This is a genomic window from Xenorhabdus griffiniae (assembly GCF_037265215.1).
In the GTDB taxonomy this organism is placed as follows: Bacteria; Pseudomonadota; Gammaproteobacteria; order Enterobacterales; family Enterobacteriaceae; genus Xenorhabdus; species Xenorhabdus griffiniae.
Genome location: NZ_CP147737.1, coordinates 1,745,594 through 1,769,955 on the forward strand (window position 1 = coordinate 1,745,594; position 24,362 = coordinate 1,769,955).

25 protein-coding genes and 1 other annotated feature are annotated in these 24,362 nt (G+C 41.4%); of the genes, 10 read left to right on the plus strand and 15 right to left on the minus strand.

What is annotated here, in order from left to right:
• Nucleotides 1-17 precede the first annotated feature (17 nt).
• The 3 genes from hisD to hisL all read right to left on the minus strand — a co-directional run bounded on the left by hisD (nucleotide 18) and on the right by hisL (nucleotide 2,428).
• The gene (hisD, locus tag WDV75_RS07800; protein WP_273558339.1) at nucleotides 18-1,331 is read right to left on the minus strand and encodes a histidinol dehydrogenase; all 1,314 of its coding nucleotides are present in this window, start codon (nucleotides 1,329-1,331) and stop codon (nucleotides 18-20) included.
• Between the two features lie 2 nt (nucleotides 1,332-1,333).
• Nucleotides 1,334-2,233 carry an ATP phosphoribosyltransferase gene (hisG, locus tag WDV75_RS07805; protein WP_273558338.1) on the minus strand — a complete coding sequence of 300 codons (900 nt, stop codon included), beginning with the start codon at nucleotides 2,231-2,233 and terminating at the stop codon, nucleotides 1,334-1,336.
• A 50-nt stretch (nucleotides 2,234-2,283) separates the two neighbouring features.
• Nucleotides 2,284-2,405 (minus strand) — a sequence feature (His leader region).
• A complete protein-coding gene (hisL, locus tag WDV75_RS07810) occupies nucleotides 2,381-2,428 on the minus strand; it encodes a his operon leader peptide (protein ID WP_113967449.1) in 48 nt (15 codons plus the stop codon). It overlaps the preceding feature by 25 nt.
• 297 nt (nucleotides 2,429-2,725) lie before the next feature.
• On the opposite strand from hisL, the gene WDV75_RS07815 reads away from it, so the two are divergent.
• Nucleotides 2,726-3,565 (plus strand): SDR family oxidoreductase, encoded by an 840-nt coding sequence (locus WDV75_RS07815; RefSeq protein ID WP_273558337.1) that lies wholly within the window; start codon nucleotides 2,726-2,728, stop codon nucleotides 3,563-3,565.
• A 19-nt stretch (nucleotides 3,566-3,584) separates the two neighbouring features.
• Here the strand turns inward: WDV75_RS07815 and WDV75_RS07820 are convergent, their stop codons facing one another.
• Nucleotides 3,585-4,205 carry a glutathione S-transferase family protein gene (locus WDV75_RS07820; RefSeq protein WP_273558336.1) on the minus strand — a complete coding sequence of 207 codons (621 nt, stop codon included), beginning with the start codon at nucleotides 4,203-4,205 and terminating at the stop codon, nucleotides 3,585-3,587.
• A gap of 152 nt (nucleotides 4,206-4,357) precedes the next feature.
• Here WDV75_RS07820 and WDV75_RS07825 point away from each other — a divergent pair, with 152 nt between their 5' ends.
• A complete protein-coding gene (locus WDV75_RS07825; RefSeq protein WP_273558335.1) occupies nucleotides 4,358-5,566 on the plus strand; it encodes a serine hydrolase in 1,209 nt (402 codons plus the stop codon).
• Between the two features lie 102 nt (nucleotides 5,567-5,668).
• Here the strand turns inward: WDV75_RS07825 and WDV75_RS07830 are convergent, their stop codons facing one another.
• The 3 genes from WDV75_RS07830 to WDV75_RS07840 all read right to left on the minus strand — a co-directional run bounded on the left by WDV75_RS07830 (nucleotide 5,669) and on the right by WDV75_RS07840 (nucleotide 9,360).
• Nucleotides 5,669-6,976: an HAAAP family serine/threonine permease gene (locus tag WDV75_RS07830; RefSeq protein ID WP_273558334.1), complete on the minus strand. Its 1,308-nt coding sequence runs from the start codon at nucleotides 6,974-6,976 to the stop codon at nucleotides 5,669-5,671.
• Nucleotides 6,977-8,026: 1,050 nt separating this feature from the next.
• Nucleotides 8,027-8,635 (minus strand): undecaprenyl-diphosphate phosphatase, encoded by a 609-nt coding sequence (ybjG, locus tag WDV75_RS07835; protein WP_273558333.1) that lies wholly within the window; start codon nucleotides 8,633-8,635, stop codon nucleotides 8,027-8,029.
• A gap of 461 nt (nucleotides 8,636-9,096) precedes the next feature.
• Nucleotides 9,097-9,360 carry a GrxA family glutaredoxin gene (locus WDV75_RS07840; RefSeq protein WP_273558332.1) on the minus strand — a complete coding sequence of 88 codons (264 nt, stop codon included), beginning with the start codon at nucleotides 9,358-9,360 and terminating at the stop codon, nucleotides 9,097-9,099.
• Between the two features lie 38 nt (nucleotides 9,361-9,398).
• On the opposite strand from WDV75_RS07840, the gene WDV75_RS07845 reads away from it, so the two are divergent.
• The 4 genes from WDV75_RS07845 (at nucleotide 9,399) to rlmC (ending at nucleotide 11,633) form a co-directional block, all read left to right on the plus strand.
• Nucleotides 9,399-9,572, plus strand: coding sequence for a hypothetical protein (locus WDV75_RS07845; RefSeq protein ID WP_273558331.1), 174 nt, complete (start codon nucleotides 9,399-9,401; stop codon nucleotides 9,570-9,572).
• Nucleotides 9,569-9,880: a YbjC family protein gene (locus WDV75_RS07850; protein WP_273558330.1), complete on the plus strand. Its 312-nt coding sequence runs from the start codon at nucleotides 9,569-9,571 to the stop codon at nucleotides 9,878-9,880. Before WDV75_RS07845 ends, WDV75_RS07850 begins: the two co-directional genes overlap by 4 nt.
• Before the next feature lie 83 nt (nucleotides 9,881-9,963).
• A complete protein-coding gene (locus WDV75_RS07855; RefSeq protein WP_189758482.1) occupies nucleotides 9,964-10,473 on the plus strand; it encodes a YbjN domain-containing protein in 510 nt (169 codons plus the stop codon).
• Between the two features lie 26 nt (nucleotides 10,474-10,499).
• Nucleotides 10,500-11,633 carry a 23S rRNA (uracil(747)-C(5))-methyltransferase RlmC gene (gene rlmC / locus WDV75_RS07860; protein ID WP_273558329.1) on the plus strand — a complete coding sequence of 378 codons (1,134 nt, stop codon included), beginning with the start codon at nucleotides 10,500-10,502 and terminating at the stop codon, nucleotides 11,631-11,633.
• 86 nt (nucleotides 11,634-11,719) lie between these two features.
• On the opposite strand, the gene artM is transcribed toward rlmC, so the two are convergent.
• The 5 genes from artM to WDV75_RS07885 form a co-directional block, all read right to left on the minus strand.
• Nucleotides 11,720-12,388 (minus strand): arginine ABC transporter permease ArtM, encoded by a 669-nt coding sequence (gene artM, locus WDV75_RS07865; RefSeq protein ID WP_189758513.1) that lies wholly within the window; start codon nucleotides 12,386-12,388, stop codon nucleotides 11,720-11,722.
• Nucleotides 12,388-13,104, minus strand: a complete 717-nt coding sequence (gene artQ / locus WDV75_RS07870) for an arginine ABC transporter permease ArtQ (RefSeq protein ID WP_273558328.1) — start codon at nucleotides 13,102-13,104, stop codon at nucleotides 12,388-12,390. Before artQ ends, artM begins: the two co-directional genes overlap by 1 nt.
• Nucleotides 13,105-13,115: 11 nt before the next feature.
• Nucleotides 13,116-13,853, minus strand: coding sequence for an arginine ABC transporter substrate-binding protein (gene artJ, locus WDV75_RS07875; RefSeq protein WP_273558327.1), 738 nt, complete (start codon nucleotides 13,851-13,853; stop codon nucleotides 13,116-13,118).
• 222 nt (nucleotides 13,854-14,075) lie between these two features.
• Nucleotides 14,076-14,804 carry an arginine ABC transporter ATP-binding protein ArtP gene (gene artP / locus WDV75_RS07880; protein ID WP_273558326.1) on the minus strand — a complete coding sequence of 243 codons (729 nt, stop codon included), beginning with the start codon at nucleotides 14,802-14,804 and terminating at the stop codon, nucleotides 14,076-14,078.
• A gap of 344 nt (nucleotides 14,805-15,148) precedes the next feature.
• Complete coding sequence (locus tag WDV75_RS07885) at nucleotides 15,149-16,051, minus strand: lysine exporter LysO family protein (RefSeq protein WP_273558325.1); 903 nt, start codon at nucleotides 16,049-16,051, stop codon at nucleotides 15,149-15,151.
• 803 nt (nucleotides 16,052-16,854) lie between these two features.
• On the opposite strand from WDV75_RS07885, the gene macA reads away from it, so the two are divergent.
• The gene (gene macA / locus WDV75_RS07890; protein WP_273558324.1) at nucleotides 16,855-18,000 is read left to right on the plus strand and encodes a macrolide transporter subunit MacA; all 1,146 of its coding nucleotides are present in this window, start codon (nucleotides 16,855-16,857) and stop codon (nucleotides 17,998-18,000) included.
• A 2-nt stretch (nucleotides 18,001-18,002) separates the two neighbouring features.
• Entirely contained in the window at nucleotides 18,003-19,961 is a 1,959-nt protein-coding gene (gene macB, locus WDV75_RS07895) for a macrolide ABC transporter ATP-binding protein/permease MacB (RefSeq protein WP_273558323.1), read from the plus strand.
• A 64-nt stretch (nucleotides 19,962-20,025) separates the two neighbouring features.
• Here the strand turns inward: macB and cspD are convergent, their stop codons facing one another.
• Nucleotides 20,026-20,253: a cold shock-like protein CspD gene (gene cspD, locus WDV75_RS07900; protein ID WP_189758491.1), complete on the minus strand. Its 228-nt coding sequence runs from the start codon at nucleotides 20,251-20,253 to the stop codon at nucleotides 20,026-20,028.
• Nucleotides 20,254-20,578: 325 nt separating this feature from the next.
• Between cspD and clpS the strand changes: the two genes are divergently transcribed.
• The gene (gene clpS / locus WDV75_RS07905; RefSeq protein WP_047767503.1) at nucleotides 20,579-20,899 is read left to right on the plus strand and encodes an ATP-dependent Clp protease adapter ClpS; all 321 of its coding nucleotides are present in this window, start codon (nucleotides 20,579-20,581) and stop codon (nucleotides 20,897-20,899) included.
• A gap of 32 nt (nucleotides 20,900-20,931) precedes the next feature.
• Nucleotides 20,932-23,217, plus strand: a complete 2,286-nt coding sequence (gene clpA / locus WDV75_RS07910; protein WP_273558322.1) for an ATP-dependent Clp protease ATP-binding subunit ClpA — start codon at nucleotides 20,932-20,934, stop codon at nucleotides 23,215-23,217.
• 67 nt (nucleotides 23,218-23,284) lie between these two features.
• On the opposite strand, the gene infA is transcribed toward clpA, so the two are convergent.
• Together infA and aat are read right to left on the minus strand one after the other, a co-directional pair.
• Nucleotides 23,285-23,506, minus strand: a complete 222-nt coding sequence (gene infA, locus WDV75_RS07915) for a translation initiation factor IF-1 (RefSeq protein ID WP_047767507.1) — start codon at nucleotides 23,504-23,506, stop codon at nucleotides 23,285-23,287.
• A 163-nt stretch (nucleotides 23,507-23,669) separates the two neighbouring features.
• Nucleotides 23,670-24,359 (minus strand): leucyl/phenylalanyl-tRNA--protein transferase, encoded by a 690-nt coding sequence (gene aat / locus WDV75_RS07920; RefSeq protein WP_189758493.1) that lies wholly within the window; start codon nucleotides 24,357-24,359, stop codon nucleotides 23,670-23,672.
• Between the last annotated feature and the right edge of the window lie 3 nt (nucleotides 24,360-24,362).

Here is a 24,362-nt window from a genome sequence, read left to right on the forward strand (position 1 = left end):
ATCAAACCCCGTGGTTCTCAGTCTGCATTCTTCAAGACTGCCATACGTAATGTAACGGCATTTTTGTGCGCGATAAGCTGTTCGGCCTGTGCCAGTGTTTCGATAGTGGGGGCGAGTTTTTTTAATCCTTGTGGCGTGATCCGTTGGACGGTCATTCTTTTCAGGAAATCAGCCAGACCGAGACTGGAATAGGTTGAAGTATAGCCGTAGGTAGGCAGAACGTGATTGGTGCCGGAAGCGTAATCTCCGGCGGATTCAGGCGACCAGTCGCCAAGAAAAATAGAACCGGCGTTGGTAATCTGCTCAACCAGTTGTTCAGGCTGACGAGTTTGGATGATCAAGTGTTCTGGACCATATTGGTTGCTGATTGCGACGCACTGGTCGAGATCTTGCGTAATAATTATCCGGCTGGCTTGCAAGGCTTGAATTGCGATCTGCTGGCGTGGCAAGGCTATGAGTTGGGTTTCAATTTCATAGATAACTTTTTTAGCTAAATTTTCATCGGGAGTTAGCAATATCACTTGGGAATCGGGGCCGTGTTCTGCCTGTGAAAGTAGATCTGCTGCGGTAAATACGGGATTGGCTCCGCTGTCAGCGATAACCAATACTTCGGATGGGCCTGCGGGCATATCGATTGCCGCGCCGTCAAGCTGTTGGCTGACCTGACGTTTGGCCTCTGTTACCCATGCATTTCCGGGACCAAAAATTTTGTCTACTTTGGCAACGGATCCTGTTCCGAATGCCATTGCGGCAATCGCCTGAGCACCACCGATTTGAAATATTTCGCTGATCCCACAGAGTTGCGCAGCATAGAGTATTTCATCGGCAATAGGGGGAGGAGAACACAAGATAACTTTACGGCAACCTGCAATGTTGGCGGGCGTACCTAACATTAATACGGTTGAGGGCAGGGGAGCAGATCCGCCAGGAATATAGAGTCCAACCGAATCTATTGGGCGTGTAACTTGTTGGCAGCGAACTCCGGGCAATGTTTCGACGTCAATTTCTGCCGGTTTTTGTGCTTCGTGGAATTGCCGGATATTGTTCATAGCCTGTTGCATAGCTTGCTTAATTTCTGGGGACAGACGAGCGGCGGCTGCATCCACTTCGTTGGCAGAAATTCGGATGGTTTCAACAATGGTTTTGTCGAAACGTTGGCTAAGCTCTTGTAATGCCTGGTCGCCTCGTGTTTTCACGGTTGCCAAAATCTGTTTCACTGTATCGGCAATATCGTCGGATGCGGCAATAGCCGGACGGGTCAGCAATATTTTTTGTTGTTCTGGCGTACATGCTTGCCAGCGAATGATGGTTTTAAAATTAGTGTTCATCAAAGTTACTCCATCATTTTTTCAATTGGCAGCACCAGAATAGAACTGGCACCTAATGCTTTGAGTTTCTCCATTGTTTCCCAAAACAGGGTTTCACTACTGACCATATGCATGGCCACGCGATTTTGGGCGCCTGCCAGCGGCAAGATCGTGGGGCGTTCTGCACCTGGCAGCAGGGAGATAATCTCTTCCAACTTATCGTTGGGAGCATGTAGCATGATGTATTTGGATTCTCGTGCCTGAATGACGCCTTGGATACGGAGCATCAGTTTGTCAATAAGCTGCTGTTTGGCTTCTGATATCTCTCCGTCACGTTGGATCAAACAGGCTTTTGACCGATAAATAACCTCAACTTCCCGTAAGCCATTGGCTTCCAACGTGGCACCTGTGGAAACTAAATCACAGATAGCGTCTGCAAGCCCTGCTCGGGGGGCAACTTCGACTGAACCATTGAGAAGACAAGGTTTAAAGAAAATGCCTTTTTGGTCTAAATAACGTTTCAATAAGTGTGGGTAAGAGGTTGCGATCCGGGCATTTTGCAGGCATTCCACGTTGGTATAATCGCAATCGAAAGGCATTGCCAGGGAAAGCCGGCAATCGCCAAAATCGAGGCGGCGTAATATCAGATAGCGAGGATCTTCTCCTTGTGCCTGGCGAGTCAGTAGCTCTTCTTCAAGCACGTTTGCCCCAATAATGCCCAGATCGACAACTCCATCCATCACGAGGCCCGGAATATCATCATCACGGACACGCAGAATGTCGATAGGCATATTTTCAGCGAATGCGATCAGGCGCTGTTGCTGTAAGTTAATTTTGATGCCGCAACTCGCCAGCAATGCTCTGGAGTCATCACTCAGACGGCCTGATTTTTGAATGGCGATACGTAAGCGTGTTTTATCTAGCATGTTTTGTCCTATCTCAAGATTCAGTTAGTCATTAATTCCTAAAAAGCGGAAACAAAAAACCCCCGGAAAATCTTCCGAGGGTTTTTATCGTATTCGCACCACCGGAAGACGGGTCAAATGTCTTCCAGCACACAGCAGCCTGAAAGACTAGTCAGGATGATGGTGATGATGATGGTTAAACTGAATACGGTTCATATATGCGAATTCTCTATTTTTCTTACAAAAAAAGTTTTATACAAAAATATGCTGTACTGAATAATGGCGGTACGTAACGTTATGTTTGTGACTAAGGATTGGTTGCTTGTTGTTTAACCTATACGATCTTGTGTATAAAAAGCAAACTTTATTTTAAAGGAGATGTTTGTTTCTTAATAACTCATTGTTTTTAAATAAAAATGTGTTTTGTTGCTATTAAACGAATATATGAGTAATGTTAGCCGTGGTTATGTAATAGCCTAAAAATCAAAATGGCATTGCTTTTGGGAGGGTAGGGTGAGAAAAGTTTCCATTATTGGATTAGGGTGGTTAGGAATGCCATTGGCACAAGCACTACAAAGCGAGGGAATGCAGGTAGTTGGTAGCAAAACAACACCAGATGGTGTTGAAGCGGCGTGTATGTGTGGAATAGATTGTTACCAACTAAATTTGGAGCCTCAGCTTGTGTGCGGTGCAGATGATCTTGATCAGCTGATGTCTGTTGATGTGCTGGTTTTGACATTGCCTGTTAGTGGTGTTGCTGGTGGTGGGAAGGAATATGTAAAAGCAGTACAACTGGTTGTTGATACTGCACTTTCGTATTCGGTTCCACGGATTATTTTCACCAGTTCTACTTCAGTTTATGGTTCATCTGTGGGTTATCTCAATGAAGATGAGGCTGTGTCCCCTGAAACTGAGTCAGCCAAGGCACTGGTTGAATTGGAAAACTGGCTGCATCAATTACCTAATACATCGGTCGATATCTTGCGTCTTGCCGGACTGGTGGGAAATGGGCGTCATGCAGGGCGTTTTCTCGCTGGAAGGAAGGCACTCAGTGGAGGAGAAAGTGCGGTCAATTTGGTACATCAAGACGATGCTATTTCTGCCATTAAGCTTCTTATTCAACAACCAAAAGGCGGGCATCTTTTTAATTTGTGTGCACCAATACACCCAAAAAGAGCCGAGTTTTATCAGTCAGCCAGTCGCCAGCTCGATCTGACGCCGCCAGAATTTTTACAGTCAGAAAACGCAGAAATCGAAAGTAAGGCAGAGAAAATCGTTGATGGTAGCCGTATCTGTCGGGAACTGGGATTTGAGTATCAGTTTCCAGATCCCGGCAGAATGCCAATGAGTTAATGAAATACCAGGTAAAACCTCAGCTTATTTCTATCATAACAATTTTTCTGAAAGCGGGTCTTTCGGTCAGCAATTGATACCAGCGCTCTAAGTTTGGCAGGGATGGACGCTCTATTTCTACGTTTAGCCATAAATAAGCCAGTGGTGCCAGGGCAATATCAGCCATACTAAATTTGTTGCCGGAAAGGTATTGCTGAGTGCTTAGAGTGTCATCGACAATTCTTAGCCATTTTTCAATCTCTGCTAACAATTGGCTGATGATTTTAGGGTCACGTTGATCTGCCGGTGTTCTGACAAAGTTGATCATAAATTGTTTAGTCGGAGGGAAGAAGTTGCAACCAACCCAATCCATCCATTTTTCAACACTGGCTCTTTCTTGAAGATCGGCGGGGTAAAGCGTGTCTTTGCCGAATTTCGCCGCAATATAGCGAACAATCGCGTTGGATTCCCATAAGATAAAATCGCCTTCTTGCAAACAAGGAATAACTGCATTGGGATTCATACGCAGGTATTCAGGATCGTTGAGTTTGCCAAATTTGCCACCAACATCCATTTGTTGATATGGCACATTTAGCTCTTCCAGACACCAAAGCACTTTTTTCACGTTTGATGAATTTTTACGGCCCCAAATTGTCAACATTATTTTCTCCTTGAGAACAGTACACTTTTAATACTTGATAATATGACAATAAAATTGATTGAATAACAGAAAAATCTTTACGTTATTGGGTTGGAGTCTTCATTTATAACATCCTATATTAATAGAGTTTTAGCAGAGAAAAAGGGCGAGCGATGATGAAAAAAAGACAGCAGATATCGATAATTAAATTTTTTACTTTTGGCTTGGGTGTTTTTTGGTTGGCGAATATCAGTGTATATGCAATGGAACAACCCGCAGCGCCCGAAATTGATGCAAAAGCCTATGTGTTGATAGATTATGCCAGTGGAAAAATTCTGGCCTCAAATAACGCGGATGAGCGGTTAGATCCTGCCAGCTTGACGAAGATAATGACCAGTTATGTTGTCGGGCAGGCGATCAAGTCAGGAAAAATTACCACAGAAGATCAGGTAACGGTTGGTAAAGATGCCTGGGCGACAGGGAATCCAATACTTAAGGGTTCATCGCTTATGTTTCTGAAACCGGGTGACAGGGTTAAGGTGATTGATCTGAACCGCGGTGTTGTTATCCAATCCGGCAATGACGCCGGTATTGCACTTGCAGATTATGTTGCAGGCAGTCAGGATGCTTTCGTTGATTTGATGAATAAATACTCAGAAACACTAAAGTTGACGAACACCCATTTCAAAACAGTGCATGGCCTGGATGCAGCAGGGCAGTATAGTACAGCCTATGATATGGCACTTTTAAGTCAGGCCATGATCCGTGATGTGCCGGAAGAATACGCCCTGAATAAAGAAAAAGTGTTCACTTTTAACAATATCCGCCAGCCTAATCGCAATCGTCTGTTGTGGAATAAAAACATGAATGTGGATGGTATCAAAACCGGACACACCAGTGGCGCTGGCTATAATCTTGTTGCGTCGGCAACTGAAGGACCAATGCGTTTGATTTCGGTGGTATTGGGTGCGCCTAGTGATCGCGTACGTTTTTCTGACAGTGAAAAACTTTTGTCATGGGGATTTCGTTTTTATGAATCGGCAACACCGTTGAAGGCCAGTGATACCTTGGTGACGGAGAAAGTCTGGTATGGAACTCGTCCAGAAGTCGCATTGGGCGTGGAAAAAGATGCTTCCGTGGTAGTTCCTCGTGGACAAATAGGGAATTTGAAAGCGAGCTTTACTCTGGATAATGCTTCTCTTGAGGCGCCATTAGCACAGAACCAAGTAGTGGGTACGGTGAATTTCCTGCTGAATGATAAAATTATTGACCAGCGCCCTCTGGTCGTTAAAGAAGCCGTGGCAGAAAGTGGCTTCTTCGGACGTATGTGGGATCTCGTTGTAAAAACAGTTAGTGGCTGGTTTAACTCAATCTTTGGTTAACCTGTACCGATTAATATCTAAATGAAAAAATGCCAGTCGATCTTTTGATGACTGGCATTTTTTTAGGTGCTGCTGTTGAAAAAATCAGCGCATGGATTTTGATTACATGACGGAGTAAATCGCCGCTGAGATAGCAATTGAACCGGTCACAATAACAAAAATATTGCTTGGTTTACCTGCATATTTGCGCATAGCTGGAACTTTTTTGATTGCGTACATTGGCATGATAAACAGGATCATCGCAATAACTGGCCCACCCAGCGATTCAATAATGTTCAGGATACTTGGATTAAGTGTCGCGACGAGCCAGGCACTCACGAGCATAAAGAGGCTAGTGATTCGATTCAGCGTTTTATGCTGAACAGTCTTACCACGCGTGTTCATCATTGCTTTGTTCACAATACCGTTAAAGCCTTCACGAGCGCCCAGATAGTGGCCGAGGAAAGACTTGGTTATAGCAATAAAAGCGATAAATGGCGCAATATACTCAATAGTTGGTACACGGAAGTGGTTAGCCAGGTAGGACAGAATAGTAATGTTCTGTGCTTTTGCTTCTGCCAGATTTTCTGGTGACAAGCTCAGTACGCAACTGAAAACAAAGAACATGACTGTCAGTACCATCATGATGTGGGCATAGGCCAGAATGCGGGAACATTTTTTCTCTGCGTGCTCACCATATTCTTCACGTTTTGCCACTGCGAATGCTGAGATGATTGGGGAATGGTTAAAAGAGAAAACCATAACAGGGATTGCCAGCCACAGGGTAAACAGCAGACCATTATTGCTTGTCGCAGACAGGGTACTGTCTTGCAACAGGTTATCAAAAATGGCAGTGTTCCAGTGAGGAATTAAGTACAAGGCTAACAGCATCAAAACGGTGACGAATGGGAATACTAAGACACTCATGGCCTTAACGATGGCTTTTTCGCCGAAACGGATGATGCTCATCACTCCCAGGAGCAATACTAGTGCCAGCAATGCACGTGGCGGAGCATCTATCTGTAGCTGATGCACAAGAAAGCTCTCTACCGTATTGGTTAGTGCAACACTGTACACGAGCAGAATAGGATAAATAGCAAAAAAATAGAGGACAGTGATCAGAAAGCCTGCAACTTTACCAAAATGTTCTTCTACCACGCCGGTGATATCATCACCACTGCTTTTACCAGATAAAACAAAACGGCACATTCCACGATGCGCAAAAAATGTCATGGGAAGAGCAAGAATTGCCATGATAATGAGTGGAATTAAACCACCAATACCTGCATTGATGGGAAGAAATAAAACACCGGCACCGATCGCTGTGCCATATAATCCCAGCATCCATACTGTGTCTGATTTACGCCAGGTAGTGTGATTGCTTTTGCTGGAAGCAGAGGATGCTATCGAACCTGCTTGAGATGTGTCCATAAGTATCTCCGAAATAACGCGGTAAAGTAAAATTTAAAAACTACTAAACCCGTACATTAATTAAATGCACGAGTTGGATTTTTATATGAATAATAAGTTGCCTAAAATATGTTCATTTAAAACAAAGGATCTTCAACTCATCAGCTTTGTCTATACGCATTAAACTTCAAGCTGCAATTTATAACATGATATGAAACCTGATTTTTCCCCGCTTCGCGGGGAGAAATTACATGCATCTTGAAGTGAGATTGGTATAAATCTAAAAAAACTTAACCCCTGACTTTTGGTAGGGGAAATATAGTTATTTTCAGTGAAATGTACCGTGATCACTCTCGCAATTGCAAGATTTATATAAAAAAGGAAAATTGTTACAGATATTTATCTAAATGTTGAATAAATATTAAATAAAATAAAATGCGATTTTTGTTAAAGAATATATCATTATTTTTATTTTAAATTCTAATACCTATCTGACTTATTGCTTAATAATATTTACATATTAATGAAGTTTTCTTTTTTGGTGTTTGAATAGCCTGTAATTGAATTATAAATGCCAATATTTCTATCTTGATATACCTCTATTTATAGCCTAATTTACATTAACTTTTTGATAAATAATGTGAATTTTTGTGCATGAAATATGGCATTCATTTGTTGAATGAAAATGTGTTGAGTATTGATTATGCCTTAATAAGCGTTTTAAGGGTAATCAATTGTTGTGTGTGAAATGTGTTCTTTAACTCTGTGTTTATGAAGAAACAGTAATCATTTTATGGTTATATATTGTTAAATATAACGAAGGATTTTATCCTGATATTTAAAGCTACGATAAAGCGTAGAATAAATGTTAAAAAATTTCTTGAGCAAAATAATACCACGCTTTTTTTATGGATATCAGTTACACCAACTATCATATACGAATTAAACTTCTGGTTGCAATTTACAACATGATATGAAACCTGATTTCTCCCCGCTTTGCGGAGAGAAATCACACGCATCTTGAAGTTAGATTGGTATAGAGATATATGGCTGGTGCATATTTACATTGGATTAATTTTTTACCCAGCCTTTTTTGATAAAAAATGCGCAGCAAAATTGGTAGAGTCGGGTAAGTTTGTTTTGTAAATGAGCTCCGCATTGGTTCCAAAATATTTGGGAGAAAGCGCACCCCAACAGGCTGACCAAAAGTGCTCCAATCATATCGATTGGCCAGTGAACGCCCACATAGACACGAGACCAGGCAATGGCACAGGCGATGATCATCAGAGATAAACCTAACCAAATGCGGTGCCAAAATATAAATGCCAGAGCAAAAGTAAAGACTGCTGTGCCGTGGTTACTGGGAAAGGATTCTGTAGGAGCATGATAGAGAAAATTATAGCCAAAACCTTCAACAAATGGCCGGGCATGTGGAACGATTATTCCGATGATATAGGAGGTCGCCATGCCAAAAGCAAAAGCAATGCAAGATTTACTGACAACAATGCGTTGAGATGTGATGGCTCTTTCTTTTCCCCAAAGCCAGCAAATGGCCAATGTGATAGGGTAAATAAATACGCAATATTTCGCTATAAAGATGGCAAGCGAGATCATTGCTGGTGGTGAATCTGGGGTTGCATTGATAAAAGTAAACAAATTGTGGTTAAGTTGTTCTAGCAAAGTCAGCCTCACAAGCGAGATATTTACGTAAACAGGGTGATTTTATTTTATCAACTCATTGTTAACAATTATAATTTCACATAAAAAAGCGAATTACATTGATTCATAACTTTATTTAATGTTTGTTGATGTTGCATGAGTAAATAATATAGGGATTGCAATAATAATGAAAGATAACCACTATCTTGCAAGTCATTCGTGACTAACAAAAAACCCGATAGCCTTTAACCAAAGTGGGTGACTATCGGGCTCCTCAATATGGGGACATCAAAGAAAAGCAGTGGCAATAATTAAGACTGCATTATGATGTGAAAGTTCTCATCCTTGAGAAAAAAATCGCGAAATTTTTTCAAGAAGGTGGCATTTTTCGAAGGGCAAATATGGTTAAGGCTCCCGCTATCCAGGAGGGAGACAGTTTCTGGCTGGATAGCGGTTTTTTTGTCAACTGATTTTACAGCTAATTATTGGTACAGTTCCAGATTGTCTTTAGCATAAGCTTCAAAATCTGTATAGCCACCGATATGTTTCTCGTCAATGAAGATCTGGGGAACAGTCTCAACAGGTTTACCCACCGTTTTTGATAAGTCGTCTTTGGTGATGTTTTCAGCCCAGATATCGACATAGCGATAATCAAAGTCGTCGCGTACTTTTTTTAGTTTTTCAGCGAGTTCTTTGGCACGAACGCAATAAGGACAACCAGGGCGGCCAAAAATGACAGTGTACATACAAACTCCTTAGTGGTAATGATCATGAACTTCATAGAATGTCATCTGAAGTTACTATGCTTGTAAATGTTAACAAAAAAAAGCAGGAATTACCTTTTGTTGTAATTAGCCCTGCCGATAAACGGAATTTAGATATGATAGACTTACTCAGTAACAGAAATCTATTGAGTAACGGAAATTCTATTTTTAAGCTGGAACAGGTTAAAGAATGAAAATGAACCCATCAAAAGAGATGCGCTCATTGGCTGACATGCCTAAGTTAGTCATTTTATTGGAAATATTTGGCGTGGGGCTGTTGATTCTGGCTTACTTGTCAATAACTGATAGCATAATTCTATCGCCTTTACTAATGACGACAGAAGCACACATTGCTATGATTTTATTGGGTATCGGTTGCTTGATTCCAGCAGCTATCCATATTATCTGTCGTGCAGTCTATAATCTTTCCTTTTTGGGAATTGATCATAAGAAAGCAGATAAAAGCCATCAGATTGTCACTGATGATGAAAAAACAAAATAGATTAATTATTGTACATGCGGCTGCTTGCTGGGAAGTTCCCTTAGGTAGCATGTGTAACTTCTCGGTCATATGAGGTTAATTCGATGGATTCTATGGTTACTCCCGATTTGTCAATTTTGCGCACGTGGCTTGAACAGCTCAAGATCTCTTATTTTGAGAATGATTCAGGCACAGTCTTGCATTTGCCTCATATGCAGAATATTGATGGCTTGTTTGATGCCAAGATCGATCTGTTGGGTGATGTTGTATTGCTTTCTGCTTTGGCCGAAGTCAGGCCAACTGCGATAATTCCATTGGTTGCTAATTTGAGTCAGATTAATGCGTGTTCTCTGACTGTGAAGGCATTTATCGATGTTCAGGATGAAAATTTGCCTAAATTGATTGTTTGTCAGGCTTTCCCTATTGCTGCTGGCATGACATTCAGACAATTCTCCAATTTCATGCAGCAGGGTGAAGAGCAAATTGCGAATGTAATTTTTGAAATTCACAGCAATAATCTTCTCTATGTCAATAGTGATATGGAAAGTGAGGTGGAAGTTGAAGATGAAGAATCCTTAACTTCAACGAAAACATCAACATTTACTTTGCACTAATATTTTTTTTGATATGGTTTTTTACGATGCAATGTGCGCAGTATACCGCGGGGCATTGTCACTCTTGCCAGTGGCTCGATAAGTCCTATTCACAGCAATTATATGATAAACAACAACATTTAAAGCAACTTTTACAGGAAGGATCAGTATTACATTGGTTGCCACCAGTAAGTAGCAAAACAAGTGAGTTCCGTAATAAAGCCAAGATGGTGGTCAGTGGCAGTGTTGAACGTCCATTGCTTGGTATGTTGCATCGTGATGGCAGAACGGTGGATCTCTGTGACTGTCCGTTGTATCCAAAATACTTTCAGACGGTATTTGCAGTCATAAAAACATTTATCGCCAAAGCTGGTTTGGTTCCGTACAACGTTGAACGTCGGAAAGGGGAATTAAAATATATTCTTCTGACGGAAAGCCGCGCTAATGGCGAAATAATGCTGCGCTTTGTCTTGCGTTCGGAAACAAAGCTGGCTCAATTAGCGCAGGTTTTGCCTTGGCTGAAGGAACAATTGCCACAAGCAACAGTGATCTCCGCTAATATTCAGCCAACCCATATGGCAATTCTGGAAGGTGAGAAGGAAATCATTTTTACCGAACGTAAGATGCTACAGGAAACTTTTAACGGTATTCCGCTGTACATCCGCCCGCGTAGTTTTTTCCAGACAAATCCAGATATTGCTTCAGCGCTGTATGCCACAGCGGGGCGCTGGGTTAGGGAACTAAACATTAGCAGTATGTGGGATCTGTTTTGTGGTGCTGGCGGTTTTGGTTTGCATTGTGCAGACCAAAAAACCCGATTGACAGGGATTGAGATCAGTGCTGAAGCAATTAGTTGTGCTAGAAGTTCTGCCAAAAGCCTGGGGTTGGAGCAGGTGGATTTTCAGGCATTAGATTCCACTCATTTTGCCCTTGATAAATCACAATTACCTGAGTTAGTGCTGGTAAACCCTCCGAGAAGAGGAATTGGTAAAGAGCTATGTGAATACCTTAGCCGGATGGCACCTAAATTTGTTCTCTATTCGAGCTGTAATGCTCAGACGATGGCGAAAGATATCACGATGCTTAAACAATATCGAATAGAAAAAGTACAGTTATTCGATATGTTTCCTCATACTGAACATTATGAAGCACTGGCACTGTTAGTTCTTAATGTAAGCTAACAATCTGATATCTTGGTTACTCCGTGATAATGGTAAGTTATCACGGGTAAGAATGGTGAAATCAGATAATTAAGTGTGAATGCTGATTAATTGCGATGTTCAAATGATAAAGCACGCTGTTCAATTAAACGCATCAGCAGTGTCAAAAGACCATTTATGCAAAGGTAAATAATGCCTGCGGCAATAAATATTGTTGCATCGTAACTACGCCCAAATTGAAGCTGGCTGTATCCCATGATGTCTAATAAGGTGATTGTACTGGCTAGTGAAGTGCTCTTGAAAATCAACACGACTTCATTGGAATAGGAAGAGAGTGCTCGCTTAAGAGCATAAGGTAGCAAGATGCGCATAGAATGCATTTTGGACATACCAAGAGCCTGACAAGATTGCCATTGTCCGGCAGGAATTGCTTTAACAGCGCCGTAAAATAGCAGGGTTGAGTAGGCTGCACTGTTCAATGTAAGTGTGACCATTGCACAGAGCCACGGCTCTGATATAAGTTGCCAGAACCACGGATATTCCTTGAGTGATGGAAATTGCCCCGGCCCATAGTAAATTAAGAAGAACTGAACGAGGAGCGGGGTCCCGGTAAATAGTGTGATATAGCCTCTGACCAATTGAGAAAGTGCAGGCAGTTTCATTGTCAGAATCATGGTCAAGACAATGGATAGCATGAATGCGGCCAGCAATGCTGAGAAAGTCAAACTGAGGCTGGTTTGTAAGCCAGGTAAAATTTCTTTGATATATTCAAACATCATGAAGCACTCCGTTCAAAATGGGTGGCGCGTATTTCAAGCTGTTTGAGAATAAATTGGCTTACCAGGGTGATGATCAGATAGATAGCAGCAACAATCATATACCATGTGAACGGCTCCTGAGTTCGGGTAGCGATACTTTTGGTTTGTAACATTAGATCATTAACGCTGATTAACGAAACCAGGGCAGTATCTTTTAATAAAACCAGCCATTGATTACCAAGCCCTGGCAAGGCGTGGCGCCACATTTGAGGCATAATCAAGCGAAAAAAGATACGGCGTTGGCTTAATCCCAGAGCTTGACCCGCTTCCCATTGCCCTGTCGGAACAGCTTTTAATGCTCCCCGCAGCGTTTGTGAAGCATAAGCAGAATAGAGCAGAGACAGCGCAATAACACCGCACAGAAAAGGGCTGACATCAAAGTTGTCAATTTCCATCTGTATTCTAAAGTGCCAAACAATGAGATTGATATCAAAACCATCCGACAGCGTAATGAGGAGTTGGGAACTGCCAAAATAGATGAAGAGAACAACTAAAATTTCAGGCAATCCTCTGATCAAGGTAACCCAACAGGAGCCTAAAAAAGCAATCGGTTTCCAGCGAATGGATTCCCATGCAGCAAAAAACATTGCCAGAACCAAACCGACGACAAGCGAGGAAATAGCGAGGCCGACGGTGACTCCGGCGGCACTGATTAAAGAGAGAAGTTCATTCATTAGAATTGAGTTTATTGTTTAAACCATTTTTTGTAGATGGTATCGTAAGTACCGTCTTGTTTAACTTCCGTTAATGCTTTGTTCAGTTTATCCAGCAACTCAGTATTGCCTTTGCGAACCGCAATACCTAAACCGATACCAAAGTAGTTTTTGTCTGTCACTTTTTCGCCAACCGTACTTAATTCTTTATTCTTTTTCAGCCATTCATTGACGACAGCTGTATCACCGAACAACGCATCAATACGACCATTTTTTAAATCAAGGATTGCATTTTGGTAGCTATCATAAGGTACGGTTTTCAGCTCTTTATGTTGCTCCATCAAATACTTCTGGTGTGTAGTACCATTCTGAGTACCGACTTGTTTACCTTTGAGATCGGCAACTTGAGCAAACTTCCCTTTGATAGCAACGAAAATGGCAGAGTTATCATAATAAGTTTGGGTGAAATCAACTTGTTTTTTCCGATCCGGTGTGATGTCGATACCCGCCATCAAAACATCAACTCGACGGAATTTTAAGCTGGGAATGAGGCTATCAAAAGCCTGGTTGGTGAATGTACATTCTGCGTTGAGCTTTGCACATATGGCATTCGCCAAATCGACATCGAATCCTTGAATCTGATTATTTGCATCAATAAATTCAAATGGAGGGTAGGTTGCTTCCGTCGCAAAACGGAGCGTTACTTTCTCTGCTGCGGTTGCTGACAAGGTCACTACACTCAATAAAGCGGCAAACAATAATTTCTTCATAGCAATATCCTGTTGTTTATGAATGTCACGGTTGATAACTGCTTTAATGTTTTTTTGTAATCAACTATCGATATCTCTGCGTCATCTTTCAACCTGCTCCCTTATAGGGAAGTAGTAGATTGAAATTTATCGAATATATACCCATCTCACTTCAAGATGCTCATTGTTGTCTTATAATGAGCAACTTGAAAGGTAACGCGTATGTAGATCCAATATGGTATTTCAGTGTGATAAATAGTGAGCAAAGGCTTCTGTTTGAGGATGCATAAAATGAGTTGCATCACCTTTTTCGACAATGTGCCCTTGTTCCATATATACAACCTGACTTGCTGTTTTGCGAGCAAATTCTACTTCATGAGTCACGATAACCTGAGTGATACCGGTTTCTGCTAGCTCTTTAATAATGTCAATGACTTGGGAAGTGATTGCAGGATCGAGTGCAGCAGTGGGTTCATCAAACAATAGAACCTGAGGTTCCATCATTAATGCGCGTGCAATGGCAACACGCTGTTGTTGTCCACCAGAAAGGTGCAGTGGAAAACGGTTGGCGAATTCACCCAAATGAAGTCGGGAAAGGAGTTTGGCCGCTTTTTCCCGTGCTTGTTGCTTAGATTGCTTTAATACTCGGCAAGGTGCTTCAATCAAATTATCCATCACGGTCAAGTGTGTCCATAAATTATATTGCTGGAAAACCATGCCAACTTTTTGCCGCAATGCGAGAATTTCTTTGTGGTTAGGTTGCTGTTTGAAATCAAACTGGTGCGTTGCCACATTGAGTAATCCAGAACGAGGCAGTTCCAGTAAATTTAAGACACGCAGCAAAGAACTTTTTCCTGCTCCACTGGGACCTAGCAACACGACAGTTTCTCCCGATGTACATTCAAAATTGATATCGAATAGAGCCTGTTGTGAGCCATAGAAACAATTTATGTTTTTTAATTGAATGCTCATGCGAAAAATGTGAATAGTTAATTGACTGGTCGATATTAATCCCACAAGAATAACTATGCAATGATATTTGCATAAAATTGTTGTTTTAATCGAATTTGTTAGTTAACTAATCAATTTTTCGGCATTTTTTAGATCTTTTTTTGTTTTTTATATTAGTTTGGTAGATTGATTTTTATATCGAAAAATCTTTTTTATTCAGTTTATGCATTAAACCAGGATAGCTTTTATTGTATATACCAATCTAACTGTAAGATGCGTGTGATTTCTCCCCCGCTTTACGGGGAGAAATCACGTTTCATATCGTGTTGTAAATTGCAACTTGAAGTTTAATGCGTATAAATAATTTACCGGGTAAACAATGCGATGAATAAAGGGGTTAATAAACTCAATATAAAACCATGAACGATAGCTGCGGGTACGATACTGATACCACCACAGCGTTGTAAGATCGGTAAGGTAAAGTCAATTGAAGCCGCTCCGGTCAAACCCAATGCGGTTGAACGATAACGATTTATTAGCATGGGAATAAGCATGATGGATGCCAATTCACGAGCTAAGTCATTGAAAAAGGCGGTACTGCCAAGCACAGGTCCGTAAGCATCGGAAATTAAAATGCCGGAAAGGGAATACCAACCGTATCCTGATGCAATGGCAAGACCCGTTTTGGTCGGTAATTCCAACAAAAATGCAGCCAGTACGCCACCTAGCAGGGAACTGATGGCAACCACGATGGCAATAATCATACCACGGCGATTCAGCAGGGTTTGCTTTAGGCTCATGCCGTTATTGCGCAGTTGAATACCCACTAGAAATAGTAAAAAAATCAAGGCAATTTCGCTGGCTCGGCTAGAAAGATGAAACCCTGACCAGCCTATTAATCCAATAAGAAACCCCAATACTAATGCACCACATAATTTGACGGAATCCAGAGCCATATGTAATCGGGAAGGCGGTTTTTCCTGTTTGTGTGCACTAATAATCCACGGATTTCGCTTATCTAAAAGGAAAAGCGCTAGCATATTAATTATAAAGGTGCATAGGAAAAATGTTGTTGCATACAGCAAGATAGAAAGTAAGTGACTACCCAAGTTTTCCAGCATCGCAAGGCTTATCCCCATCAAAATGAGAATGATATAGACCATGACATTGAGTAGCTGATGCACGAAGGTTAGCATCGATTTATCACTCAGATGAATAAGGTAGCCCAAGGCCAAAGGCAGGAGAATAATGATTAATCCTGAATACATGATCCACATCCTTATCCAATAAAAAAACGTTTTTTTATCTTAATCTTAATAACGAAAACTATACCAATCTAACTTCAAGATACATGTGATTCCTCCCCCGCGAAGCGGGCAGAAATCGCGTTTCATAGAGTGCTGTAAATTGCAACTTGAAGTTTAATGGGTATAGACACAAAAACCAGCGAACATAAAGAAACAAAAAAGTTACATTGAAATAACAAGTAGGATAAAGGGAAACATACTGAAATTCAACGCATTTTTAAATCTCTGATAGGACGGATGTTATAAATAAAATTAAGTAAATTTGTATGGAAAAGAGAGGAAATGTATGTGATTACCATTCGTACTTGACGAAAATACGATTCTGATTGGTGAAAATGCGCAGGACAAATCCAGCCTCTTAGCCAGCTTTACTAATCCCCTGTCATTTTATAAGCTGAGTTTTTAATCGCTCGGTTTGTGCAATCCGTTTTGCGTATAACAAGGCGCTGCATATTAATCCCATATATACCAATCTCACTTCAAGATGCATGTAATTTCTCCCCGCGAAGCGGGGAGAAATCAGGTTTCATATCGTGTTGTAAATTGCAGCTTGAAGTTTAATGGGTATATACCGCAAGCATAATGTCACGTTAAATCTTAAAAAAGGAATTAAGGCTCTGCTTGCCTTACCTGTATTGGACATGGAAAGTTTTTTAAAAGAATACATATCAGAAATATCCCGTTGATAGGGTTTGTTTATGTTTTATACAGTAAAGTTCAAGTTAAGTCATTAGATTGCATATTTTAATGGTAGGTATTTGTTGATGAAACTTCTTTTTGCCAAGTATCGCTGGATTGGAGCAGGGCTTGTTCTCATAGCTATTGCTTCTGTGTGGTCCTATTTTTTCTATCTGCCGAAGCCTGTCTCGTATCAGACGAGTGCAGTGATAAAGGGCGATTTCCAAAGAAATGTCCTGGCGGTGGGTAAATTGGATGCGGTCAGTAAAGTTGACGTCGGGGCTCAGGTTAGCGGTCAGTTGAAAGAGCTTTATGTGAAACTGGGGGATAAGGTTAAGCAAGGCCAATTATTGGCTTTGATTGATCCACAGACAGCAAAAAACACAGTGGCTGAAATTCAGGAAACAGCAAAATCATTGGAGGCTAATCTCCGTGGAGCGCGGGCTGAACTAAAACTTGCACAGCTTAAAGTCAATCGTTTGAGGCATTTGTTTAAATTACATGTTATTTCTCAGCAAGAATTGGATTCAAGCGTAACAGATATGCAGTCTAAGGCCGCCAGAATTGACGACTTGGTGGCGCAAATTAAGCAAAATAAGGCTAAACTTGATACGGCAAAAACGAACTTACAATATACCAGAATTACTGCCCCAATTGAGGGCATAGTGACAGATATTAAAACATTCCAGGGACAAACCGTGATTGCTGCACAGCAAGCACCGACTATTTTGACACTCGCAAACCTTGATACCATGATTGTTAATGCAGAAGTATCGGAAGCCGATGTCATCAATTTAGCACCTGGACAGAAAGTTTCATTTACCATCTTAGGCGCACCAGGAAGGCAATTTCACAGCGTCCTGAAAGATACCCTGCCAACACCCCAAGCTGAGAATAACGCGATTTTCTACTATGCACGCTTTGAAGTACCTAATCCCGAACATATTTTGCGTTTGCAGATGACTGCGCAAGTAAAAATAGCACTTCAGACTTTGCATAATGTATTGATGATCCCCATTTCAGCTTTGGAAATAGCTTCTCGTCAATATACGTCTTCAACTCAGCATGTACTTTCTACGCAATATGAAGTGAGTGTTTTACATAATGGTAAAGCAGAAAAACGTAAAATCACAATCGGGGCCTTTGATAACGCGAATGTTCAGGTGCTCTCTGGATTGAAGGAAAACGAACGTGTGATCACCAGTCGCAGTGATAGTAGCGTAGAGGAGTAATAATGGGTACCTTACTGGAACTAAAAGGCGTTAGTCGTAATTATCCCGCTGGAGATGGACAAGTCACCGTTTTGGATGATATTTCGTTATCTATACAGGCAGGGGAAATGGTGGCTATTGTTGGCGCTTCCGGTTCAGGTAAATCTACTTTAATGAATATACTTGGCTGTTTGGATAAACCCAGCAGTGGAGAATATTGGGTTGCGGGAAGAAATATTGCTGATTTGGATAGTGACCAATTGGCTGAGTTACGCAGGGAATATTTTGGCTTCATTTTTCAGCGCTACCATTTATTGGCTCATTTAACCGCCGAGCAAAATGTTGAAATTCCGGCAATTTATTCCGGTGTTTCCAAAATACAACGTCGTGAGCGGGCTATTGAATTGCTAAAAAGCCTTGGATTGGGAAACCGGATTGATTATCGACCAACCCAGCTTTCAGGTGGACAGCAACAACGGGTTAGTATTGCCAGGGCTCTGATGAATGGTGGTCAGGTCATCCTGGCTGACGAACCCACCGGCGCATTGGATAGCACTTCCGGCCAGGAAATGATGGATATCTTGAAGAAACTCTGTCAACGAGGACATACGGTTGTTATTGTTACCCACGATCCTAACATTGCTGCACAGGCTCAACGGGTGATCGAAATCAAAGATGGACGTATCATGAGAGAGGTGCGTTCTTCTGAACATCAAAAATTACCTCATATCTCTTCGTCTGTAGATACAAAAACTGTCAATGTAAAAACCTCCTCAGTGCAAAAAATCTGGGGACGTTTTAATGAAGCTTTATTGATGGCATGGCGTGCCATGAATGTGAATAAGCTACGGACTCTGCTGACAATGCTTGGAATTATAATCGGCATTGCTTCTGTCGTCACGATCGTAGTGATTGGCGATGCGGCAAAATCGATGGTGTTATCACATATTAAATCGATTGCCACTAACTCTATATCAATCTATCCAGGAAAAGATTTTGGCAGTGATAATGCTTTGGATATGCAGGCACTGAAACTTACTGATATTACAGCAATAAAATCTCAGCCTTATGTTTTGGCTGCTTCTCCCGAATTTATAAATAGCGGGCGTTTGCGTCAGGGCAATATGGATGCTAAAGCACAAATATTGGGGGTAGGAAATGACTTTTTTCAGGTATATGCAATGAAGTTTTCCCAAGGCATTCCTTTTACTGCAGACATGATTGAACGTCAGTCGCAAGTGGTTATCATTGATGATAATACACGTAAGAAATTCTTTCCTTACCAGGACAATGTGGTAGGCAAAGAGTTACTGTTAGCAAATATGCCCTTGACGGTGATTGGTGTAATTGCTAGTGGGCAAACGCTTTATAGCAGTGATACGTTACAAGTTTGGGTGCCTTACAGTACGATGAATAGCCGTTTGATGAATCAAAATTACTTGAATTCGATTGTTATTAGGTTGAAAGATGGCTATGTATCCAACGAAGCAGAAGAAAAACTTAATCAATTGTTGATATTTCGTCACGGCAAAAAAGATTTTCACACTTATAACGTGAATAAGACCATTAAAATAATGGATAAAACAACCCGGACGATGCAAATATTTTTAACGTTAATTGCAGTAATATCCTTGGTTGTCGGGGGGATTGGTGTCATGAATATCATGTTGGTATCTGTCACCGAACGTACAAGGGAAATTGGTATTCGTATGGCAGTAGGGGCCAGAACCAGTGACATTATGCAGCAATTCCTTATTGAAGCTGTTTTGGTTTGTTTAATTGGGGGGATATTGGGGATTATTCTGTCATACAGCATTTCTTTTATGGTGCAATTGATGTTACCGAACTGGAATTTCGTTTATAGCTTCATTGCATTTATCATTGCATTTGGCTGTTCAACGGCAATAGGGATAATTTTCGGTTTCCTACCGGCAAGAAATGCAGCTCACCTCGATCCTATAGAAGCATTGGCAAGGGAATAAATAGCACGCCACAAATAAGCTTATTGTCTATTTGTGGCGTGGAAATTACGAATTTATCGGGCCACTATTTTTTTGATTTTGAACCATCTTCCAGAGGTACAATAAGACTGGCGTGGTTACCTTTGGGGCCTTGATGAACGTTAAAGTTCACTTTTTGCCCCGCTTTCAGCGTCCTATAACCATCCATCTGAATGGTTGAATAGTGAGCGAATATATCCTCGCCCCCGCTGGCTGGGCAAATAAATCCAAAGCCCTTTGCATTATTGAACCATTTAACAGTACCTGTTTCCATACTTCTCTATCCCTCGTATCACGATTTCGGGTTTAGGAGTCACTAAAAATTTCAAAATATGAACAAACGCCCAGACAGAAAGCGGTGTTCATAAAATATACTGTAGTGAAATTCATTACGTCGTCAAGCATATAAGCAACGTCAGGCTGTCTCAAATGACTAAAGTTTGATATAGATAACGGTATCCGATTTTTAGGCAAGATCCTGATCTGCTAATCAAGGAAGGGGTAAGCAGAGTGCTTTATGAAGTGATAAAATATATAGCAGTAGAATGAATTAGTTCATACTAAAATCCTGCGGACAGTGAATACCCAGCGGAAGAATAATGACTGAGTTTTATAACGATTTGAAAGTTGAAGAATTTATTGAGGATGATGTAAAACAAAAACTACAACCACCATCAATGTATAAGGTTATTCTTAACAATGACGATTATACCCCTATGGAGTTTGTGGTTGACGTATTGCAAAAGTTCTTTTCTTATGATGTTGAACGAGCAACGCAACTAATGCTGGATGTCCATTACAAAGGGAAAGCAGTTTGCGGAATTTATACGGCAGAGGTCGCAGAAACTAAAGCTGCGCAAGTGAACATGTATGCTAAGGAGCACGAGCATCCGTTACTTTGCACGCTGGAAAAAGTCTGATCTGGCTTACTGAAATTTAGGAGGAGGTGCTTATGCTCAATCAAGAACTGGAGCTTAGTCTCAATATTGCTTTTGCCAAAGCAAGGGATAACAGACATGAATTTATGACTGTGGAGCACCTGTTGCTGGCGTTGTTAAGTAACACATCAGCGCGAGAAGCACTGGAGGCTTGTAAAGTCGATTTGGCGATGTTACGCCAAGAATTAGAAAGTTTTATAGCACAAACCACCCCCTTGTTATCTGAAAATGATGACAGGGATACACAACCTACATTAAGTTTTCAGCGTGTTTTGCAACGTGCGGTATTTCATGTTCAATCTTCGGGGCGTTCGGAAGTCTCGGGAGCGAATGTCTTGGTTGCCATTTTTAGTGAACAGGAATCGCAGGCTGCTTATTTATTGCGTAAGTATGACGTCAGTCGTTTGGATGTTGTGAACTTCATCTCTCATGGAACGCGCAAAGATGAATCAGACCATGATGCTCACCACAGTATCAATCCAGTTCAGGAAGAACCGGTAATTAGTGAAGATCGATTGGAAAATTTCACGACCAATCTGAATCAATTGGCACAGAAAGGACAAATTGATCCGCTTGTCGGCCGTCAGAATGAATTGGAGAGAACGATTCAGGTACTCTGCCGTCGCCGTAAAAATAATCCTCTGTTTGTTGGCGAATCGGGTGTAGGTAAGACGGCCATTGCTGAGGGGCTTGCATGGTGTATCGTGCAAAAGAATGTCCCTGAAGTGATGAAGGATTGTACCATCTATTCTCTTGATATTGGCTCATTGTTAGCGGGAACAAAGTATCGCGGTGATTTTGAGAAGCGCTTCAAGTCTTTGTTAAAAACATTAGAGCAGGACAGTAAAAGCATTCTCTTCATTGACGAAATCCATACTATTATTGGTGCAGGCGCCGCATCAGGTGGCCAGGTGGACGCAGCTAATCTCATCAAACCGTTGTTGTCCAGTGGGCGTATACGGGTAATTGGCTCAACGACTTACCACGAGTTTAGCAATATTTTTGAAAAAGATCGGGCTTTGGCTCGTCGATTCCAAAAAATTGATATTCTTGAGCCTTCTTCTGAAGAAACGGTACAAATTATCAATGGACTACGTGCTAAATATGAAGCACACCATGATGTTCGTTATACAGCGAAGGCCATTCGAGCGGCGGTTGAGTTATCTGTGAAGTATATTACCGATCGTCATTTACCGGATAAAGCCATTGATGTTATTGATGAGGCTGGAGCAAGGACCAGATTAGTGCCTGCTAGCCGCCGTAAGAAGACGATCAATGTTGCCGATATTGAAACTGTTGTTGCTCGCATAGCCCGTATTCCAGAAAAAACGGTGTCAGCCAGCGATAAAGATGTATTGAAGTCACTGGATGAACGTTTGAAAATGTTGGTTTTTGGTCAGGAAAAAGCGATTGCTGCTTTGACGGAAGCCATCAGGATGAGCCGTGCTGGATTGGGACAAGATCATAAACCTGTGGGATCTTTCTTGTTTGCAGGGCCAACGGGAGTGGGGAAAACCGAAGTCACGGTCCAACTTGCTAAGGTCTTGAATGTCAAATTATTGCGATTTGATATGTCAGAGTATATGGAACGTCATACTGTCAGTCGTTTAATCGGTGCTCCTCCGGGGTATGTTGGATATGATCAGGGAGGATTATTGACCGATGCAATCATCAAACATCCTCATTCTGTACTGTTACTGGATGAGATTGAAAAAGCCCATCCTGATGTTTTTAACCTGCTGTTACAGGTTATGGATAATGGTACATTGACTGACAATAATGGCCGCAAGGCGGATTTCCGCAATGTTATTTTGGTGATGACAACCAATGCAGGAGTGCGTGAAATACAGCGTAAATCCATTGGATTCACTGAACAGGATAACAGCCCGGATGGTATGGAAGAGATAAAGCGGCTTTTCACACCTGAATTCCGCAATCGTCTTGATAGCATCATCTGGTTTGATGCACTCTCTCTTGAAGTTATTCAGCAAGTTGTTGATAAATTTATCGTTGAGTTACAAGCCCAACTAGATGAAAAAGGCGTTTCTTTGGAAGTCAGTGCAGCTGCACGTCAATGGTTATGTGACAAAGGTTATGATAAGGCGATGGGAGCACGACCTATGGCCCGTGTCATTCAGGACAACCTCAAAAAACCACTGGCGAATGAATTGTTATTTGGCTCTTTGGTGCATGGAGGCTCAGTCAAGATTGAACTTGATAAAGCTAAACAGATATTGGTATATGATTTCAAGAGTGCCCAAAAATCGAATAATAAGAAATCAGAAGATGCTGTATTGTAACCATTAACAGCTACACCACAGGTGACTTTTGAAAAATATGATCACCTGTGGTGCTAAGGTATCTTAATCAGCGGCTACGGAAAGTAATGCGTCCTTTTTCCGGATCATATGTAGTTAGCTCAACTGTAACCTTGTCTCCTGTCAGGATGCGGATATAGTTCTTGCGCATTTTTCCTGAGATATGAGCAGTGACAATGTGTCCGTTGTCTAATTCAACGCGAAACACAGTATTTGGCAGTGTTTCTAAAACAGTACCTTGCATTTCAAAATTAGTGTCTTCTTTGGCCATCTAATCCTCTAAATGTAACAACCATAGTTTTTAACCGGCAAGATAATGCCGAAAAACCATCACTATGTAAAGGAATGTCGTATTTTAAGCCATCATTTTACATACGGTAATATGATGGCTAATGACATTCCCACCATGAACAGCATTTATTTCTAAGAGACGATTATAAATCCAGCTTTTGTACAGACCAGCAGCCTGATTGCAATGACTGCTTTCTCAATTGATAAAGATGCTGGAGAAACTTTTCTCTCGGAATATTTTTAGCACCCAATGATTCTGTATGGTGATTTAATACCTGACAGTCAAATAGTTGGCCACCGTGACGTAAAAAATGGTGATAGAATGCGACAAAAGCACATTTGGAAGCATTCTCCATTTTGCTAAACATCGATTCACCACAAAATAGTGTACCGACACAAACGCCGTATAAACCACCTACAAGTTGATGGTCATGCCAGACTTCAATTGAATGAGCTAATCCTTCTTTATGTAAGGTTTGATAACCTTTTTGAACGTCTGGTCCAATCCAGGTACCTTCTTGTCGTTGAGCGCAATGATATATCACTTCATCAAAAGCATAGTTTACCGTAATTTGGTAAGCATGTTTGTGAATAAATCGACGTAGCGTTCGGCCAATATGCAATTCTCCTGGGATCAGCACGGCCCTTGGATCGGGAGACCACCATAAAGGCGGTTCATCAGGCGAATACCACGGAAAAATTCCCTCATGATACGCTACTCGCAAACGTTCTGCACTTAGATCTCCGCCAAATGCCAATAAACCATTGGGTTCAACCAGCGCATTAGTGGGATGGGGGAATTCATATGAGTTACCCAATTGAGCTATCGACATAAG

What these genes read in the sequence shown, in the direction of transcription:
- artQ (WP_273558328.1), bottom strand. Translation starts at nt 13,104, where the DNA reads ATGAATGAACTTCTCTCTTTAATCAGTGCCGCCGGAGTCACCGTCGGC.
- WDV75_RS07840 (WP_273558332.1), bottom strand. Translation starts at nt 9,360, where the DNA reads ATGTACACTGTCATTTTTGGCCGCCCTGGTTGTCCTTATTGCGTTCGT.
- WDV75_RS07885 (WP_273558325.1), bottom strand. Translation starts at nt 16,051, where the DNA reads ATGTATTCAGGATTAATCATTATTCTCCTGCCTTTGGCCTTGGGCTAC.
- artP (WP_273558326.1), bottom strand. Translation starts at nt 14,804, where the DNA reads ATGAGCATTCAATTAAAAAACATAAATTGTTTCTATGGCTCACAACAG.
- WDV75_RS07820 (WP_273558336.1), bottom strand. Translation starts at nt 4,205, where the DNA reads ATGTTGACAATTTGGGGCCGTAAAAATTCATCAAACGTGAAAAAAGTG.
- clpA (WP_273558322.1), top strand. Translation starts at nt 20,932, where the DNA reads ATGCTCAATCAAGAACTGGAGCTTAGTCTCAATATTGCTTTTGCCAAA.
- aat (WP_189758493.1), bottom strand. Translation starts at nt 24,359, where the DNA reads ATGTCGATAGCTCAATTGGGTAACTCATATGAATTCCCCCATCCCACT.
- macA (WP_273558324.1), top strand. Translation starts at nt 16,855, where the DNA reads ATGAAACTTCTTTTTGCCAAGTATCGCTGGATTGGAGCAGGGCTTGTT.
- infA (WP_047767507.1), bottom strand. Translation starts at nt 23,506, where the DNA reads ATGGCCAAAGAAGACACTAATTTTGAAATGCAAGGTACTGTTTTAGAA.
- hisG (WP_273558338.1), bottom strand. Translation starts at nt 2,233, where the DNA reads ATGCTAGATAAAACACGCTTACGTATCGCCATTCAAAAATCAGGCCGT.
- artM (WP_189758513.1), bottom strand. Translation starts at nt 12,388, where the DNA reads ATGTTTGAATATATCAAAGAAATTTTACCTGGCTTACAAACCAGCCTC.
- macB (WP_273558323.1), top strand. Translation starts at nt 18,003, where the DNA reads ATGGGTACCTTACTGGAACTAAAAGGCGTTAGTCGTAATTATCCCGCT.
- WDV75_RS07850 (WP_273558330.1), top strand. Translation starts at nt 9,569, where the DNA reads ATGAAAATGAACCCATCAAAAGAGATGCGCTCATTGGCTGACATGCCT.
- cspD (WP_189758491.1), bottom strand. Translation starts at nt 20,253, where the DNA reads ATGGAAACAGGTACTGTTAAATGGTTCAATAATGCAAAGGGCTTTGGA.
- WDV75_RS07845 (WP_273558331.1), top strand. Translation starts at nt 9,399, where the DNA reads ATGTCATCTGAAGTTACTATGCTTGTAAATGTTAACAAAAAAAAGCAG.
- WDV75_RS07825 (WP_273558335.1), top strand. Translation starts at nt 4,358, where the DNA reads ATGATGAAAAAAAGACAGCAGATATCGATAATTAAATTTTTTACTTTT.
- WDV75_RS07855 (WP_189758482.1), top strand. Translation starts at nt 9,964, where the DNA reads ATGGATTCTATGGTTACTCCCGATTTGTCAATTTTGCGCACGTGGCTT.
- rlmC (WP_273558329.1), top strand. Translation starts at nt 10,500, where the DNA reads ATGCAATGTGCGCAGTATACCGCGGGGCATTGTCACTCTTGCCAGTGG.
- clpS (WP_047767503.1), top strand. Translation starts at nt 20,579, where the DNA reads ATGACTGAGTTTTATAACGATTTGAAAGTTGAAGAATTTATTGAGGAT.
- WDV75_RS07830 (WP_273558334.1), bottom strand. Translation starts at nt 6,976, where the DNA reads ATGGACACATCTCAAGCAGGTTCGATAGCATCCTCTGCTTCCAGCAAA.
- artJ (WP_273558327.1), bottom strand. Translation starts at nt 13,853, where the DNA reads ATGAAGAAATTATTGTTTGCCGCTTTATTGAGTGTAGTGACCTTGTCA.